Origin of the sequence: Bacteroides sp., assembly GCF_052357945.1 — a bacterium.
Taxonomy (GTDB): Bacteria; Bacteroidota; Bacteroidia; order Bacteroidales; family Bacteroidaceae; genus Bacteroides.
Genome location: NZ_DAWCXD010000108.1, coordinates 1 through 17,264 on the forward strand (window position 1 = coordinate 1; position 17,264 = coordinate 17,264).

General features: G+C 41.9%; 15 protein-coding genes and 1 tRNA gene. All 16 read right to left on the bottom strand.

The genetic code is table 11. The features are described from left to right. Positions 1-41: 41 nt before the first annotated feature. A complete protein-coding gene (gene rplC / locus ACT8YW_RS16780) occupies positions 42-659 on the bottom strand; it encodes a 50S ribosomal protein L3 (RefSeq protein WP_004313455.1) in 618 nt (205 codons plus the stop codon). An 18-nt stretch (positions 660-677) separates the two neighbouring features. Further along, positions 678-983 carry a 30S ribosomal protein S10 gene (rpsJ, locus tag ACT8YW_RS16785; protein WP_002558075.1) on the bottom strand — a complete coding sequence of 102 codons (306 nt, stop codon included), beginning with the start codon at positions 981-983 and terminating at the stop codon, positions 678-680. Positions 984-1,063: 80 nt separating this feature from the next. Next, the gene (fusA, locus tag ACT8YW_RS16790) at positions 1,064-3,181 is read right to left on the bottom strand and encodes an elongation factor G (RefSeq protein WP_444106292.1); all 2,118 of its coding nucleotides are present in this window, start codon (positions 3,179-3,181) and stop codon (positions 1,064-1,066) included. Positions 3,182-3,226: 45 nt separating this feature from the next. Beyond that, positions 3,227-3,703, bottom strand: a complete 477-nt coding sequence (gene rpsG, locus ACT8YW_RS16795) for a 30S ribosomal protein S7 (protein WP_444100440.1) — start codon at positions 3,701-3,703, stop codon at positions 3,227-3,229. Positions 3,704-3,846: 143 nt separating this feature from the next. Continuing rightward, positions 3,847-4,257 carry a 30S ribosomal protein S12 gene (gene rpsL, locus ACT8YW_RS16800; protein ID WP_002558078.1) on the bottom strand — a complete coding sequence of 137 codons (411 nt, stop codon included), beginning with the start codon at positions 4,255-4,257 and terminating at the stop codon, positions 3,847-3,849. A gap of 136 nt (positions 4,258-4,393) precedes the next feature. Then, positions 4,394-4,702: a DUF3467 domain-containing protein gene (locus ACT8YW_RS16805; RefSeq protein WP_004296354.1), complete on the bottom strand. Its 309-nt coding sequence runs from the start codon at positions 4,700-4,702 to the stop codon at positions 4,394-4,396. Positions 4,703-4,848: 146 nt separating this feature from the next. After that, complete coding sequence (rpoC, locus tag ACT8YW_RS16810) at positions 4,849-9,132, bottom strand: DNA-directed RNA polymerase subunit beta' (protein WP_444106294.1); 4,284 nt, start codon at positions 9,130-9,132, stop codon at positions 4,849-4,851. 105 nt (positions 9,133-9,237) lie between these two features. Beyond that, the gene (gene rpoB / locus ACT8YW_RS16815) at positions 9,238-13,050 is read right to left on the bottom strand and encodes a DNA-directed RNA polymerase subunit beta (protein WP_004310892.1); all 3,813 of its coding nucleotides are present in this window, start codon (positions 13,048-13,050) and stop codon (positions 9,238-9,240) included. 104 nt (positions 13,051-13,154) lie between these two features. Further along, complete coding sequence (gene rplL / locus ACT8YW_RS16820) at positions 13,155-13,529, bottom strand: 50S ribosomal protein L7/L12 (protein ID WP_005928990.1); 375 nt, start codon at positions 13,527-13,529, stop codon at positions 13,155-13,157. Between the two features lie 47 nt (positions 13,530-13,576). Continuing rightward, on the bottom strand, positions 13,577-14,095 hold the full coding sequence (gene rplJ, locus ACT8YW_RS16825; protein WP_004310893.1) for a 50S ribosomal protein L10: 519 nt from the start codon (positions 14,093-14,095) through the stop codon (positions 13,577-13,579). Positions 14,096-14,110: 15 nt separating this feature from the next. After that, positions 14,111-14,809, bottom strand: coding sequence for a 50S ribosomal protein L1 (gene rplA / locus ACT8YW_RS16830; RefSeq protein ID WP_004310894.1), 699 nt, complete (start codon positions 14,807-14,809; stop codon positions 14,111-14,113). A gap of 15 nt (positions 14,810-14,824) precedes the next feature. Next, a complete protein-coding gene (gene rplK, locus ACT8YW_RS16835) occupies positions 14,825-15,268 on the bottom strand; it encodes a 50S ribosomal protein L11 (protein ID WP_004296361.1) in 444 nt (147 codons plus the stop codon). Between the two features lie 61 nt (positions 15,269-15,329). Then, a complete protein-coding gene (nusG, locus tag ACT8YW_RS16840) occupies positions 15,330-15,872 on the bottom strand; it encodes a transcription termination/antitermination protein NusG (protein WP_004296362.1) in 543 nt (180 codons plus the stop codon). A gap of 17 nt (positions 15,873-15,889) precedes the next feature. Next, on the bottom strand, positions 15,890-16,081 hold the full coding sequence (secE, locus tag ACT8YW_RS16845; RefSeq protein ID WP_004296363.1) for a preprotein translocase subunit SecE: 192 nt from the start codon (positions 16,079-16,081) through the stop codon (positions 15,890-15,892). Positions 16,082-16,095: 14 nt separating this feature from the next. Further along, a tRNA-Trp gene (locus ACT8YW_RS16850) sits at positions 16,096-16,168 on the bottom strand. Between the two features lie 53 nt (positions 16,169-16,221). Beyond that, a partial coding sequence (tuf, locus tag ACT8YW_RS16855) for an elongation factor Tu (RefSeq protein ID WP_444106297.1) occupies positions 16,222-17,264 on the bottom strand: 1,043 nt, incomplete at its 5' end.

Sequence of the window (17,264 nt, forward strand, 5' to 3'; positions counted from 1 at the left end):
CCCAGTGTCTTCACCTTTAATGTTATATACGTTAACTTCCATTATTTCTCAATTAATACGATTGAACCTTTGCAACCCGGGATAGAACCTTTAACCAAAAGAAGGTTATGATCCGCGATTACTTTTAATACCTGCAAGTTTTGTACAGTGACTCTGTCACCACCAAGTTGTCCACCCATGCGCATTCCTTTGAATACTTTTGCAGGGTAAGAACAAGCACCGATAGAACCCGGTTTACGAGCACGATTATGCTGACCGTGAGTAGCTTGACCCACACCACCAAAACCATGTCTTTTTACTACACCCTGAAAACCCTTACCCTTAGAAGTACCAACAACGTCAACAAAGCTAGCGTCGTTAAACATTTCTACAGTAATGGTATCACCCAAATTCAGCTCTGTTTCAAATTCTTTGAACTCAGCCAAGTGTCTCTTCGGTGTTACTCCTGCTCTTTTAAAATGTCCCATCAACGGTTTAGTTGTATGTTTTTCCTTTTTGTCCTGGAAACCCAACTGAACAGCTGCATAGCCATCTTTTTCTACAGTTTTAACTTGAGTAACAACACAAGGACCTGCTTCGATAACAGTGCATGGTACATTTTTACCATCGGCACTGAAAACGGATGTCATTCCGATTTTTTTTCCTAATAATCCTGGCATTTCACTAATTTTTAATTATCAAACTTTAATTTCTACTTCCACACCACTTGGCAATTCCAACTTCATCAGAGCGTCTACAGTCTTAGCTGTTGAGCTATAGATGTCGATCAATCTTTTATAAGAAGAGAGTTCAAATTGCTCACGAGACTTTTTGTTTACGAAAGTCGAACGGTTCACAGTAAAGATACGCTTGTGCGTAGGCAGAGGTATCGGACCGCTAACGATAGCACCTGTAGCTTTTACAGTTCTTACAATTTTCTCAGCTGACTTATCAACCAAGTTGTGGTCGTAAGATTTCAATTTAATTCTAATTTTCTGACTCATTATTTTTTTTAATTAATACATTTATAATAAGATAAAGCGGCAGGCTAAGAGTCATTCGCTAGCCTGCTGCGTTAGATATTTTAGAGTAAATCAGCACGTCCTTTTACCTCTTCCAATACAGCCTTGGCAATAGAAGAAGAAACTTGAGCGTGATGAGAGTAAGTCATCGATGAAGTTGCACGACCAGAAGTGATAGTACGTAAAGCTGTTACATAACCAAACATTTCTGCCAGCGGAACCATTGCCTTCACAATACGAGCACCAGAACGACTAGACTCCATACCTTCAACCTGTCCACGACGTTTGTTCAAATCACCGATAACATCACCCATGTTTTCTTCCGGAGTTACAACTTCCAGTTTCATGATAGGTTCCATCAAAACAGGACCTGCTTTAGCACATGCATTTTTATAAGCCTGCATTGCACAGATTTCAAATGACAATTGATCAGAGTCAACCGGGTGGAATGAACCATCAACCAAAGTTACTTTCAATGAATCCAGCGGATAACCTGCCAAAACACCACTCTTCATGGCATTCGTAAAGCCTTTCTGAACTGCAGGGATAAATTCCTTAGGGATGTTACCACCTTTCACTTCGTCGATAAACTGCAAACCTCCTTCTTTGAAGTCTCCATCAACCGGACCAATCTTAACAATGATATCAGCAAATTTACCACGCCCACCAGACTGTTTCTTATATACTTCACGAAGATCAACTGTCTTAGTGATAGCTTCCTTATAATTAACCTGTGGTTTACCTTGGTTACATTCTACCTTGAATTCACGTTTCAAACGGTCAATGATAATATCCAAGTGAAGCTCACCCATACCAGAAATAACTGTCTGACCTGTCTGTTCGTCTGTTTTCACAGTAAATGTCGGGTCTTCTTCAGCCAATTTAGCCAAACCGTTAGACAGTTTATCCATATCCTTCTGAGTCTTAGGCTCTACAGCGATACCGATAACCGGTTCCGGGAAGTCCATAGATTCGAGCACGATCGGTGCATTTTCATCACACAAAGTATCACCAGTGTGAATATCTTTAAAACCTACACCTGCACCAATATCACCAGCACCGATTACTTCAACCGGATTCTGCTTGTTAGAGTGCATCTGGAACAGACGAGAAACACGTTCTTTCTTACCAGAGCGAGAGTTGTAGATATAAGAACCTGCTTCAATCTTACCTGAATAAACACGGAAGAAAGTCAAACGACCTACATACGGGTCAGTTGCGATCTTAAACGCCAAAGCTGAGGTTTTTTCATCATCACTCGGTTTACGATCTTCTTCAGCACCTGTATTAGGATTTGTACCTATTACATTCTCTGTATCAAGTGGAGAAGGTAAGAAAGCACAAACATAATCAAGCAAGGTCTGAACACCTTTATTCTTAAAAGAAGATCCACAAAGCATAGGAACTACAGCCATCTGAACTGTTGCATTACGAAGAGCTCTCAACACTTCTTCTTCAGTAATAGTAGAAGGATCATCGAAATATTTCTCCATCAAAGCATCATCAAATTCAGCAACTTTTTCAAGCATCTTATCTCTCCACTCATTGGCTTCATCGATAAGATTAGCAGGGATTTCCTCTACTGTATAATCTGCTCCCATTGTTTCATCATGCCAATAGATAGCTTTCATTTTGATAAGATCAACAAGACCTTTGAAAGATTCTTCAGCACCGATAGGAACAACAATAGGACATGGATTAGCGCCAAGAACATCCTTCATCTGGCGAACTACTTCAAAGAAGTCAGCACCAGAACGGTCCATCTTATTAACATAAGCAATACGAGGAACGTTATATTTATCAGCCTGACGCCATACTGTTTCAGATTGAGGTTCAACACCACCAACAGCACAGTAAGCAGCAACAGCTCCATCAAGGATACGCAATGAACGTTCTACCTCTGCGGTAAAGTCAACGTGTCCCGGAGTGTCAATCAAGTTAATTTTATAAGTATCACCAGCATATTTCCATCTGGTTGTTGTAGCAGCGGATGTAATAGTGATACCACGTTCTTGTTCCTGCTCCATCCAGTCCATAGTAGCAGCACCATCATGAACTTCACCAATTTTGTGAGTCAATCCAGTGTAGAACAGGATACGTTCAGAAGTCGTTGTTTTTCCGGCATCAATGTGAGCCATGATACCGATATTACGAGTTAAATGTAAATCATGTTTAGCCATCTTCTAATTCCTTTACTTTAAGTTTATATTAGGTTTCTTACAGTATTAGAATCTAAAATGAGCAAATGCACGGTTAGCTTCTGCCATTCTGTGCATATCTTCTTTACGCTTGTATGCACCGCCTTGTTCATTGAAGGCATCCATAATTTCAGCAGCCAACTTGTCAGCCATTGATTTACCACCTCTTTTGCGAGCAAACAGAATCAAATTCTTCATAGAGATTGATTCTTTACGATCCGGACGGATTTCAGTAGGAACTTGGAAAGTAGCACCACCTACACGGCGAGACTTTACTTCCACTTGCGGAGTTACATTATCCAAAGCCTTTTTCCAGATTTCGAGAGCTGATTTTTCTTCGTTAGGAAGTTTTGCTTTCACTGTTTCCAGAGCGGCATAAAAGATTTCATAAGACGCATTCTTTTTACCATCATACATCAAGTGGTTTACAAACTTAGAAACCTTTTGGTCATTAAAAACGGGATCCGGAAGGATTAGGCGTTTTTTTGGTTTTGCTTTTCTCATTTGTTTGAAAAATAATGTTTTTGTTCTTGGTTGTCTACTTCTTGACTTCTTCAACTCTCCCTCCGGAGAATTTACTCAACCTTTAGCATTTCCAACAAACTAAAACGTAAGTTATTACTTTAATTTTAATTAGGTCTTAATCCTTATTTTTTCTTACCTTTAGCAGGAGCAGCAGCTTGTCCTGGTTTCGGACGCTTAGCACCATACTTAGAACGTCTTTGAGTACGACCAGCAACACCTGCTGTATCAAGTGTACCACGTACAATGTGATAACGCACACCCGGAAGGTCTTTTACACGTCCACCACGTACCAAAACGATTGAGTGTTCCTGCAAGTTGTGTCCTTCTCCCGGAATGTATGAGTTCACCTCTTTCTGGTTAGTCAAACGTACACGAGCTACTTTACGCATTGCAGAGTTCGGCTTCTTCGGAGTAGTAGTGTATACTCTCACGCAAACGCCACGTCTTTGAGGACATGAATCCAAGGCTGGAGATTTACTTTTCTCCACCAGCACTTCGCGTCCTTTTCTTACTAATTGCTGAATTGTAGGCATTTTAATTGTTTTTTGATTTATATTATTGTTATATTAATTTCATAACTATACATTTTGGGCTGCAAAAATACGAATAATATTTGAATATTCAATGCGCTACAACTTTTTTTTCTTTTTTAATGTTTTTATATCATCCTCACGCTTCGCCTTTTACACCCGTCAAAGGAGAAATAGGGGGTTCATCCGAAGTACGAATCGGACCGAATACCCGCTCATACTTTGCTATATTATCTTCTAATGCCCGCAGCAGGCGTTTTGCGTGCTCCGGAGCCACAATAATACGAGATTGCACACCAGCCTTCGGTATACCCGGCATTACGCGCACGAAGTCAAGGATGAATTCAGAACTCGAATGAGTAATAATAGCAAGATTAGCATAAGTTCCCTGTGCAACCTCTTCTCTCAATTCAATCTGTAATTGTCCGTTGTTATTTTGTTCTTCCATATTTAATATGATTAAAAAGTTATCCTGCAAAATAACACATTTTTCCTGAAACTAATGGTAATACACGCAAGTAAAAAAGAAATAAAAAAAGGAGCAATTGCCCAATCAGGCAACTGCTCCTTTTCATATAGTCAATTGAATTGTATTTATTCTACTTCATTGTAGTCAAGTACTGTTTTCTTGTTAGCCAAGATACGGTCATACTCTTCTTTTGATCCAACGATGAGCTTTTCGAACTCGCGCTGTCCGGTACCGGCAGGAATCAAGTGACCACAGATCACATTTTCCTTCATACCTTCAAGCTTATCTATCTTACCGTTAATAGCAGCTTCATTCAAGACTTTCGTTGTTTCCTGGAAGGAAGCAGCCGACATAAAGCTTGATGTTTGCAAAGCAGCACGCGTGATACCTTGAAGGATCTGAGTAGAGGTAGCAGCAACAGCATCACGAACCTCAACCGGTTTCAAGTCACGACGTTTCAACATACTATTCTCATCACGCAACTTGCGGGCAGTTACAATCTGTCCAGCTTGCATATTTTGAGAATCACCAGCATCCACTACGACTTTCTTGCCCCAGATACGATCATTTTCTTCCATGAATTCCAGTTTGTCTACGACTTGCTGTTCGAGGAAGCGAGTATCTCCCGGTTCATCAATTTGTACTTTGCGCATCATCTGACGAACGATAATCTCAAAGTGCTTATCATTGATCTTCACACCTTGCAAGCGGTATACATCCTGAACTTCATTCACGATATATTCCTGTACAGCTGTAGGACCCTTGATTGCCAAGATATCTGCCGGAGTAGTAGCACCGTCAGACAACGGAGTACCAGCACGTACATAGTCATTTTCCTGTACCAGAATCTGCTTAGACAGTGCAACCAGATATTTCTTAACCTCACCTGTCTTGGAAGTTACGATGATTTCACGGTTACCACGTTTGATCTTACCCATTGTCACCTCACCGTCGATTTCAGAAACGACAGCCGGATTTGAGGGATTACGAGCTTCAAACAATTCAGTAACACGAGGAAGACCACCCGTGATATCACCCGCCTTACCTACGGCACGCGGAATCTTCACGATTACTTCACCGGCTTTTACCTTCTGACCGTTCTCGATGATAACGTGACCACCTACCGGTAAGTTATAAGTACGGATCAAATCACCGTCCTCTGTTAAGATATGAGCGGTAGGAACTTTGGTTTTATCCTTGGATTCAATAATAATAATTTCACGAAGACCTGTTGCTTCATCCGATTCAACCTTATAAGTAACGTTTTCAATCACGCCCTCAAATTCGATCTTACCGGTTGCTTCTGTGATAATAACAGCATTGAACGGGTCCCACTTAGCAATCAGTTTGCCTTTTTCTACCAAATCGCCGTCGCTTACATACAGCGTTGAACCATAAGGTACGTTATGAGTAGAAAGAACAATACCGGTATTCACATCCACAAAACGTACTTCGGCCAAGCGACCTACTACCACTTTTGCAGATTCACCCATCTCGTCAACGATATCTACTGTACGCAACTCTTCAAATTCAAGACGTGCATTATTTTTAGCAACGATACTGGCGTTAGCTGCAATATTTGCAGCAGTACCACCGGCGTGGAATGTACGCAATGTCAACTGTGTACCCGGCTCACCAATAGACTGAGCAGCGATTACACCGACAGCTTCACCCTTCTGAACCATGCGGCTCGTTGCCAGGTTACGTCCGTAACATTTAGCACAAACACCCTTCTTAGCTTCACAAGTCAATACCGAACGGATTTCAACACTCTCGATCGGAGACTCCTGAATCTTCTTGGCTACTTCTTCTGTGATTTCTTCACCACCGGCAACAAGCAATTCACCTGTGGTAGGATGAATAATATCATGTACGGAAACACGGCCTAAGATACGTTCGTACAGAGTAGCAATAACCTCATCATTATTCTTAAGGTCCGTACAAACCAATCCGCGGAGTGTACCGCAGTCTTCTTCTGTAATAATCACATCGTGTGATACGTCCACCAGACGACGAGTCAAATAACCAGCATCGGCAGTCTTCAAAGCGGTATCCGCCAAACCTTTACGAGCACCGTGGGTAGAGATAAAGTACTCCAACACCGAAAGCCCTTCTTTAAAGTTCGACAAAATCGGGTTCTCGATGATCTGACCACCTTCAGCACCTGCTTTCTGCGGTTTTGCCATCAAACCACGCATACCTGACAACTGACGAATCTGCTCTTTAGAACCACGGGCACCAGAGTCAAGCATCATATATACAGAGTTGAAACCCTGATCGTCCGAAGAAATGGTCTTCATCAGGATATTAGACAACTCGGAGTTCACATGTGTCCAAATATCAATTACCTGATTGTAACGTTCGTTATTGGTAATGAAACCCATGTTATAGTTGTTTACGACTTGTTCAACTTCGTCGTAACCTTTCTGTACCAAAGTTTCTTTTTCCTTCGGAATGATAATATCACCCAAGTTGAATGACAAACCACCCTTGAACGCCATCTGATAACCTAAATTCTTGATTCCATCCAGGAAGTCGGCAGCCTTAGCCACACCACATACCTTAATTACATCACTAATAATATCACGAAGAGATTTCTTAGAGATAATTGTATTGATATAACCAGCTTCAGGTGGAACGATTTCATTCACAATCACACGTCCTACTGAAGTTTCGCGCATTACGTCTACAATGTTACCATTTTCATCAACGTCTTTCACGATAACCTTCACCGGAGCATGAATATCTACCTTACCTTCATTGTAAGCGATCAACGCTTCTTCCGGTCCGTAGAATGTCAAACCTTCACCTTTTGCACCGACACGCAACTTAGTAATATAGTACAAACCAAGAACCATATCCTGTGCAGGCACAGTAATAGGCGCACCGTTTGCCGGATTCAAGATATTATGTGATTGAAGCATCAACATTTGTGCTTCAAGAATTGCTTCATTACTCAAAGGCAAGTGAACAGCCATCTGGTCACCGTCAAAGTCGGCGTTGAATGCCGTACATGCCAACGGGTGCAACTGGATAGCTTTACCTTCAATCATTTTAGGCTGGAAAGCCTGAATACCCAAACGGTGCAAGGTCGGAGCACGGTTCAACAGTACCGGGTGCCCCTTCATTACATGTTCCAAGATATCCCAAATCACCGGCTCTTTGCGGTCTACGATTTTCTTTGCAGACTTAACAGTCTTAACGATACCACGTTCGATGAGCTTGCGAATAATAAACGGCTTGTATAATTCGGCAGCCATCAATTTAGGAATACCACATTCACCCATCTTTAATTCCGGACCAACGACGATTACGGAACGAGCAGAGTAGTCAACACGTTTACCCAGCAAGTTCTGACGGAAGCGTCCCTGTTTACCTTTCAAACTGTCAGACAATGACTTCAACGGACGGTTGGCGTCTGTCTTCACAGCACTTGACTTACGTGAGTTATCAAACAAAGAATCGACAGATTCCTGAAGCATACGTTTTTCATTACGCAAGATTACTTCCGGAGCCTTGATTTCAATCAGTCGTTTCAAACGATTGTTACGAATAATCACACGACGATAAAGGTCGTTCAAGTCAGATGTAGCAAAACGGCCACCATCCAGCGGAACCAACGGACGAAGTTCGGGCGGAATAACCGGTACGATACGTACGATCATCCATTCCGGTTTGTTACGTCCACGTGATGCGCGGAACGATTCTACGACCTGAAGACGTTTCAAAGCTTCATTCTTACGTTGCTGAGACGCATCGTTTCCGGCGCGGTGACGCAATTCGTAAGACAAAGCATCCAGATCCAAACGAGCCAGCAAATCATAGATAGCTTCGGCTCCCATCTTTGCAACAAATTTATTCGGATCATTATCTTCAAGATACTGATTGTCTTTCGGAAGCGTATCCAGAATATCCAGATATTCTTCTTCAGAAAGCAAATCATATTCGGCTACGCCATCTTCAGCTTTCACACCCGGCTGAATAACAACATAACGTTCGTAGTATATAATCGAATCCAGTTTCTTTGTCGGCAATCCGAGCAAATAACCGATTTTATTAGGAAGCGAACGGAAATACCAGATGTGAGCCACCGGCACAACCAGCTGGATATGTCCCATACGTTCACGGCGCACTTTCTTTTCAGTAACTTCCACACCACAACGGTCGCAGACGATACCTTTATAACGGATACGCTTGTATTTACCGCAATGACATTCATAATCCTTGATAGGACCAAAAATGCGCTCGCAGAACAAACCGTCACGTTCGGGTTTGTACGTACGGTAATTAATGGTTTCAGGCTTCAAAACTTCACCACTCGAATTCTCAAGGATTTCTTCCGGAGAAGCCAGACCAATTGAGATCTTCGAGAAATTACTTTTCGTCTTATTTTCTTTTCTAAAAGCCATACTCTATATAATTGAGATTTGATAATTGAATCATTGGAAATTGAAAAAGTGCGGATGCCAACAGACCTTCATCGATACATTGGCATCTCACATTCTTTCATTATTTTATTCTAGGTTGATACTCAAACCTAAACCTCTCAACTCGTGCAACAATACGTTCAAGGATTCTGGAATACCAGGTTGTGGCATCGGTTCACCTTTCACAATTGCTTCATAAGCCTTCGAACGTCCTACCACGTCATCAGATTTGATAGTTAGGATTTCCTGCAAGATATGGGCAGCACCGAAACCTTCGAGTGCCCAAACCTCCATTTCTCCGAAACGCTGACCACCGAATTGAGCTTTACCACCAAGAGGTTGCTGAGTAATCAATGAGTACGGACCGATAGAACGAGCATGCATCTTGTCTTCAACCATGTGCCCCAACTTCAACATGTAAGTTACGCCCACAGTAGCTGCCTGGTCAAATTGCTCACCTGTACCACCATCACAAAGATAAGTCTTACAATAGCGAGGCAATCCTGCCTTGTCTGTCCACTGATCCAGATCTTCCATGGTAGCACCGTCGAAAATAGGAGTCGCAAATTTCACGCCCAACGTTTTTCCGGCACGTCCGAGTACAGCTTCAAAAATCTGACCAATGTTCATACGAGAAGGCACACCCAACGGATTCAACACAATGTCAACCGGAGTACCATCAGCCAAGAACGGCATATCTTCCTGACGAACAACACGGGATACAATACCCTTGTTACCGTGGCGACCAGCCATCTTATCACCCACACCAATCTTACGTTTCTTAGCAATATATACTTTTGCCATCTGGATAATACCAGCAGGAAGTTCATCACCAATTGTAATAGCAAACTTCTTACGTTTCAATTCAGCATCCAGCTCTTTATATTTCTTAATGAAATTCATCACCAGATCACGAATCATACCGTTAATATGATCGTCACTTGTCCAGTTGCTCAACTGAATAGAAGTAAAGTCAAGTGAATCAAAATCAGAAGCACTGAACTTAGAACCTTTCGCAATAACTTCCGCACCCAAATAGTCTTTCACACCTTGAGAAACCTTACCTTCAGTCAAAGTCATCAGTTTCTTAACCAGGATACGTTTCAAGTCAGCTACCTTAGATTCAAATTCATCATCAATCTTAGGCAACAATGCTTTATCGGCCAGTTTAGAGCTACGATTCTTAATCACACGTGAGAAAAGTTTCTTATCAATCACCACACCTTTCAAAGAAGGAGAAGCTTTCAAAGAAGCATCTTTCACGTCACCTGCCTTATCACCGAAGATAGCCCGAAGCAGTTTTTCTTCCGGAGAAGGATCAGATTCACCCTTCGGCGTAATCTTACCAATCATGATATCACCCGGCTCGATACGAGCACCGATTCTTACGATACCGTTTTCATCCAAGTCTTTGGTAGCTTCTTCACTTACATTCGGGATATCAGAAGTCAACTCTTCCATACCACGTTTTGTCTCACGAACTTCCAGAGAATATTCCTCTACGTGAACTGAAGTCAACAAGTCTTCGCGTACCACACGTTCGTTCAATACGATGGCATCCTCATAGTTGTAACCCTTCCAAGGCATATAAGCTACCAGCAGGTTCTTACCCAATGCCAATTCACCCTTTTCAGTAGAATAACCTTCAGTCAAGATATCACCTTTCTTCACACGCTGGCCTTTGTCACAAATCGGACGCAAGTCAATCGTCATGTTCTGGTTAGTCTTACGGAACTTAGGTATTCTATATTCCTTCAAAGCAGGTTCGAAACTTACAAATTCTTCGTCTTCCGTACGGTCATACAAAATACGGATAGTAGTAGCATCCACATAGTCAACCACACCATCGCCTTCTGCGGTAATCTGGGTACGAGAGTCTCTTACCAACTGACGTTCGATACCTGTACCTACGATCGGAGCTTCACTTCTCAACAAAGGAACCGCCTGGCGCATCATGTTCGATCCCATCAATGCACGGTTAGCATCATCATGTTCCAAGAATGGAATCAAAGAAGCTGCAATAGATGCAATCTGCTGAGGAGCAACGTCCATCAAGTCAACTTCAGATGGTTCAACAACCGGGAAATCTGCATCTTGACGAGACTTAACCCTGTTAAGAACGAATGTACCATCGTCATTCAACGGGGCATTTCCCTGCGCAATAACCTTTTCTTCCTCTTCTTCAGCAGTCAGATAAATCAGACCGTTATCAGAAAGATCCACTTTCCCATTTTCCACCTTGCGGTAGGGAGTTTCAATGAATCCTAGCTCATTAATCTTAGCAAATACACACAATGAAGAAATCAAACCGATGTTCGGACCTTCAGGAGTCTCAATCGGACAAAGACGACCATAGTGTGTATAGTGAACGTCACGAACCTCAAATCCGGCACGTTCACGGGAAAGACCACCAGGACCAAGGGCAGACATACGACGTTTGTGCGTAATTTCAGCCAGCGGGTTTGTCTGGTCCATGAACTGCGACAACGCGTTCGTTCCGAAGAATGAGTTGATTACTGAAGAAATAGTCTTCGCATTAATCAAATCAATCGGAGTAAACACTTCGTTGTCACGAACGTTCATACGTTCACGAATCGTACGAGACATACGAGCCAGCCCCACAGCAAACTGATTAGAAAGCTGTTCACCAACAGTACGTACACGACGGTTACTCAAGTGGTCAATATCATCCACATCCGCTTTTGAGTTAATCAACTCAATCAGATATTTGATGATTTCAATAATATCTTCCTTCGTGAGGACACGCACGTCCATATCAGTCGTCAGATTCAACTTTTTGTTGATTCTGTAACGACCTACATCACCAAGGTCATATCGTTTTTCCGAGAAGAACAAGTTGTTGATAACCTCCCTTGCACTTGCGTCATCAGCCGGATCGGCATTACGCAACTGACGGTAGATATACAACACAGCTTCTTTTTCCGAGTTACTCGGGTCCTTCTGCAACGTATTATATATGATAGAGAAATCGGACTGATTCGGTTCATCCTTATGCAAAAGGATGTTCTGAACTCCCGACTCCAAAATTTCATCAATATGCTCCTCTTCCAGTACGGTTTCACGGTCGATAATAACTTCGTTACGTTCAATAGAAACCACTTCACCGGTATCTTCATCAACGAAATCTTCAATCCATGTTTTCAAGACACGTGCAGCCAGTTTACGGCCTAACACCTTCTTCAGATTTGTCTTGTTTACCTTCACATCTTCTGCAAGATCGAAAATCTCAAGAATATCTTTGTCATTCTCGAAGCCAATTGCACGCAACAATGTAGTCACCGGCAATTTCTTCTTACGGTCGATGTATGCGTACATCACATTATTGATGTCAGTAGCAAACTCAATCCACGAACCCTTAAACGGAATAATACGAGCCGAATAAAGTTTCGTACCATTGGCATGTACACTCTGACCGAAGAACACACCCGGAGAACGGTGAAGCTGTGACACAACTACGCGTTCGGCACCGTTAATGACGAAAGTAGCCTTATCAGTCATATAAGGAATCGGGCCGAGGAATACGTCCTGAATCACTGTATCAAAATCCTCATGATCGGGGTCCGTACAGTAAAGCTTAAGTTTCGCTTTTAAGGGAACACTATAAGTAAGCCCACGCTCTATACAATCATCAATGGTATAACGCGGCGGATCAATATAATAGTCCAGAAACTCAAGAACAAAATTGTTTCTTGTATCGGCAATAGGGAAGTTTTCAGCAAATACTTTATACAATCCCTCATTCTTACGCTTTTCAGGTGGGGTATCTAATTGTAGAAAGTCTTGGAATGACTTCAATTGTACTTCCAGGAAATCCGGGTATTCTAGCGGATTCTTAGTCGAAGCAAAATTAACTCTTTGATTTACAGTATTTGAAGACATCTGTCAATGAATTTGGAGAACTTAATTTGAAATATATACACAAAAAGGTTAAGAATCCTCTTGTGAAGGATTCCTAACCGAATTACCTGATTACCAGGCCAATGTTATTTAAGTTCAACTTCAGCTCCAGCTTCTTCCAATGTTTTCTTCAATGATTCTGCTTCGTCTTTAGCCAAACCTTCTTTTACTACGCTAGGAGCACCGTCTACCATGTCTTTAGCTTCTTTCAAGCCAAGACCACATGCTTCTTTAACGGCTTTAACAACCTGAAGTTTAGCTGCACCAGCGCTCTTCAATACTACGTCGAAAGAAGTTTTTTCTTCTGCGGCAGCAGCACCAGCTGCAGGACCAGCAGCAACAGCTACAGCTGCAGCAGCAGGTTCAATACCGTATTCTTCTTTAAGGATAGTTGCAAGTTCATTAACTTCTTTTACTGTCAAGTTAACTAATTGTTCTGCAAAAGCTTTCAAATCTGCCATTTTTTGTATGATTTTAATTGTTTAAATACTTTGTTGATTTTTGAAAATTATTCGGGACGTTCACCAAGAGTCTTGAGAACTCCGTGAAGGGTGTTACCACCTGATTGAAGAGCAGAAATAACATTCTTGGCCGGAGATTGCAACAGGGCAACGATATCGGCGATAACTTCATTCTTACTCTTGATTGAAACGAGAGCATCCAATTGATCAGCACCAATGTAGAAGCTTTCTTCTGCATATGCAGCTTTCAGTCCGGGAATACCGTCTTTCGCTTTGTCTTTGATTAACTTAGCAGGAACGTTTGCAGTATTGCTAAACATAACAGCAGTAGTACCTTTCAAAGAACCGTAAAGAGGTGAGAAGTCTTCTTCCAAGCTTTCAAGTGCTTTGTGAAGCAGCGTGTTTTTAACCAACATCAATTTGATGTCTGATTTAAAACAATCTCTTCTCAATGCACTGGTAGCAGCAGCGTTCATAGCTGTAACGTCTACCAAGTAGAAGTGACCATATTCCTTTACTGTAGCAGCAATTTGCTCTATAATCGTACTTTTATCTTCCTTTCTCATTATTTCTCTGTTTTATTAGATTTCATCCACTGATTTCGGGTCGATTTTAATACCCGCACTCATTGTACTAGAAAGATAAATACTCTTAATATATGTACCCTTTGCTGCGGTCGGTTTCAGTTTGTTCAGAGTAGAGATGAACTCTTTCGCGTTGTCACGAATCTGATCAGGACTGAATGATACCTTACCGATAGAAGTGTGAACGATACCGCTCTTATCAACTTTAAAGTCAATCTTACCTTGTTTTACTTCTTTTACAGCCTTAGCAACATCCATAGTTACAGTACCACTCTTAGGGTTCGGCATCAATCCACGAGGACCGAGTACACGACCGAGCGCACCAATTTTACCCATGATAGATGGCATAGTGATGATTACATCAATATCAGTCCATCCACCTTTGATCTTTTCAATATATTCGTCAAGACCAACGTAGTCAGCACCAGCTTCTTTTGCAGCAGCTTCAGCATCCGGTGTACAAAGTACCAACACACGCACTTCTTTACCAGTACCATGAGGAAGTGAAACGACACCTCTCACCATCTGGTTAGCTTTACGTGGGTCAACACCTAAACGTACATCAATATCCAGTGAAGCATCAAACTTAGTAAAAGTGATTTCTTTTACCAAAGATGCAGCTTCTTTCAGTGAGTATGCTTTCCCTGCTTCAATCTTTTCTGCAGCTAACTTTTGATTTTTTGTCAGTTTACCCATTACAATTGAAGTTTATTAATTATTAACCGGGAACTCCCCTTTTACAGCGATACCCATACTTCTAGCTGTACCTGCAACCATTCTCATGGCAGCTTCCACAGTAAAACAGTTTAAGTCAACCATTTTGTCCTGAGCAATCGTACGAACCTGTTCCCAAGTAAGCTCGGCAACTTTCTTACGGTTAGGCTCAGCAGAACCACTCTTTACCTTAGCTACTTCAAGTAATTGAATAGCAACGGGAGGAGTCTTGATTACAAAATCGAAAGACTTATCTGCGTAGTAAGTAATGATAACAGGCAAAATCTTACCTGCCTTGTCTTGGGTTCTGGCATTGAATTGCTTGCAAAATTCCATGATATTAATACCCTTAGAACCCAAAGCAGGTCCAACGGGAGGTGATGGATTTGCAGCGCCTCCTTTAATCTGTAACTTGATTAGTCCAGCAACTTCTTTAGCCATTTTTTTATTGATTTATATATAAACATTAAACGAAGAACAACAACAGCGTAACAATTCCGCGTTATTCCTTTTCCACTTGCATAAAGCCCAATTCAAGCGGCGTTTTGCGCCCGAATATCTTCACCATGACCTTTAGTTTCTTTTTTTCACTATTCACTTCTTCAATGATGCCACTGAATCCGCTGAAAGGTCCAAAAGTAACTTTTACAGTTTCTCCCACTACATACGGAATATTGAGTTCTTCACCCGTTTCCTGCAGTTCGTCCACTGTACCAAGTATACGATTCACTTCTGATTGTCTGAGAGGCACCGGTTTTTCGGAGCCGCCTAAAAAGCCTATCACATTCGGAGTATTGCGCAGATGATGAGCGACCTCACCAACCAAAGCAGCCTCCACTAAAACGTAGCCAGGAAGATAACTTCTTTCCTTCACAATTTTTTTACCATTGCGAACCTGGTAAACTTTTTCAGTAGGAATCAATACCTGAGATACATATTCACCAAGGTCGCTGTTCTTAAGATCAGCTTCAAGATATTCTTTTACCTTAGCTTCTTTACCGCTAATAGCACGTAGAACGTACCATTTCTTTTCAATCTCAGCCATTTTCAATTCCTAATTTTTTAATGTGGATAAACGATTTTTTCCATGAAGTTCTGGAAACAGACATCCATACCCCATACTACCAATGCAATAAGCAGGGAAGCATATAAAACAACTACTGCACTGTTAGCAAGTTCAGAATACGTAGGCCACGATACTTTATGTACAAGTTCGTCGTAAGATTCTTTAATATAAGCTATTACCTTTTTCATTTCAATAATATTAGCACGGGAGGAGAGGCTCGAACTCCCGACACCCGGTTTTGGAGACCGGTGCTCTACCAACTGAGCTACTCCCGTGTGTACATAATCAGTTCCCGATGGAAAACCGGGAACTGATTAATTATTGTGTATTAGTCGATAATTTCAGTAATCTGACCAGCACCTACCGTACGTCCACCTTCGCGGATAGCGAAACGAAGACCCGGGTTCAATGCTACTGGGTAGATCAACTCAACTGTAATAGTTACGTTATCACCCGGCATTACCATTTCTGTTCCTTCCGGCAAAGTGATTTCACCTGTACAGTCCATAGTACGCAAGTAGAACTGAGGACGGTATTTGTTGTGGAACGGAGTGTGACGACCACCTTCTTCTTTCTTCAAGATATAAACCTCAGCTTTGAATTTAGAGTGCGGTTTAATCTGACCTGGTTTACAAAGAACCATACCACGTTTGATTTCGTTCTTGTCAATACCACGAAGCAAAAGACCTACGTTGTCACCAGCTTCACCTTGATCCAACAGTTTACGGAACATTTCAACACCAGTTACAACTGATTTCTTATCTTCACCTAAACCAAGGATTTCGATTTCATCACCAACGTGGATAACACCAGTTTCGATACGACCTGTTGCTACAGTACCACGACCTGTGATAGAGAACACGTCTTCAACCGGCATCAAGAATGGTTTATCAACATCGCGCGGAGGCAGTGGAATCCAGTTATCAACTGCATCCATCAGTTCCATAACTTTGTCTTCCCATTTTTCAACACCGTTCAATGCGCCAAGAGCAGAACCACGGATGATAGGAGTATTGTCACCGTCGAAATCATAGAATGAAAGAAGTTCTCTCATTTCCATTTCAACGAGTTCCAACATTTCTTCGTCGTCTACCATATCGCACTTGTTCAAGAATACAACCAGACGAGGTACGTTTACCTGACGAGCCAACAGGATGTGTTCGCGAGTTTGAGGCATCGGACCATCAGTTGCAGCACAAACGATGATAGCACCGTCCATCTGAGCAGCACCAGTTACCATGTTCTTTACGTAGTCGGCGTGACCCGGACAGTCTACGTGTGCGTAGTGACGGTTAGCTGTTTCGTACTCAACGTGTGAAGTATTGATAGTAATACCTCTTTCTTTTTCTTCAGGAGCGTTGTCGATAGAAT

Coding starts and splice junctions, on each gene's coding strand:
- rplC (WP_004313455.1), bottom strand. CDS start 659: ATGCCAGGATTATTAGGAAAAAAAATCGGAATGACATCCGTTTTCAGT.
- rpsJ (WP_002558075.1), bottom strand. CDS start 983: ATGAGTCAGAAAATTAGAATTAAATTGAAATCTTACGACCACAACTTG.
- fusA (WP_444106292.1), bottom strand. CDS start 3,181: ATGGCTAAACATGATTTACATTTAACTCGTAATATCGGTATCATGGCT.
- rpsG (WP_444100440.1), bottom strand. CDS start 3,703: ATGAGAAAAGCAAAACCAAAAAAACGCCTAATCCTTCCGGATCCCGTT.
- rpsL (WP_002558078.1), bottom strand. CDS start 4,257: ATGCCTACAATTCAGCAATTAGTAAGAAAAGGACGCGAAGTGCTGGTG.
- ACT8YW_RS16805 (WP_004296354.1), bottom strand. CDS start 4,702: ATGGAAGAACAAAATAACAACGGACAATTACAGATTGAATTGAGAGAA.
- rpoC (WP_444106294.1), bottom strand. CDS start 9,132: ATGGCTTTTAGAAAAGAAAATAAGACGAAAAGTAATTTCTCGAAGATC.
- rpoB (WP_004310892.1), bottom strand. CDS start 13,050: ATGTCTTCAAATACTGTAAATCAAAGAGTTAATTTTGCTTCGACTAAG.
- rplL (WP_005928990.1), bottom strand. CDS start 13,529: ATGGCAGATTTGAAAGCTTTTGCAGAACAATTAGTTAACTTGACAGTA.
- rplJ (WP_004310893.1), bottom strand. CDS start 14,095: ATGAGAAAGGAAGATAAAAGTACGATTATAGAGCAAATTGCTGCTACA.
- rplA (WP_004310894.1), bottom strand. CDS start 14,809: ATGGGTAAACTGACAAAAAATCAAAAGTTAGCTGCAGAAAAGATTGAA.
- rplK (WP_004296361.1), bottom strand. CDS start 15,268: ATGGCTAAAGAAGTTGCTGGACTAATCAAGTTACAGATTAAAGGAGGC.
- nusG (WP_004296362.1), bottom strand. CDS start 15,872: ATGGCTGAGATTGAAAAGAAATGGTACGTTCTACGTGCTATTAGCGGT.
- secE (WP_004296363.1), bottom strand. CDS start 16,081: ATGAAAAAGGTAATAGCTTATATTAAAGAATCTTACGACGAACTTGTA.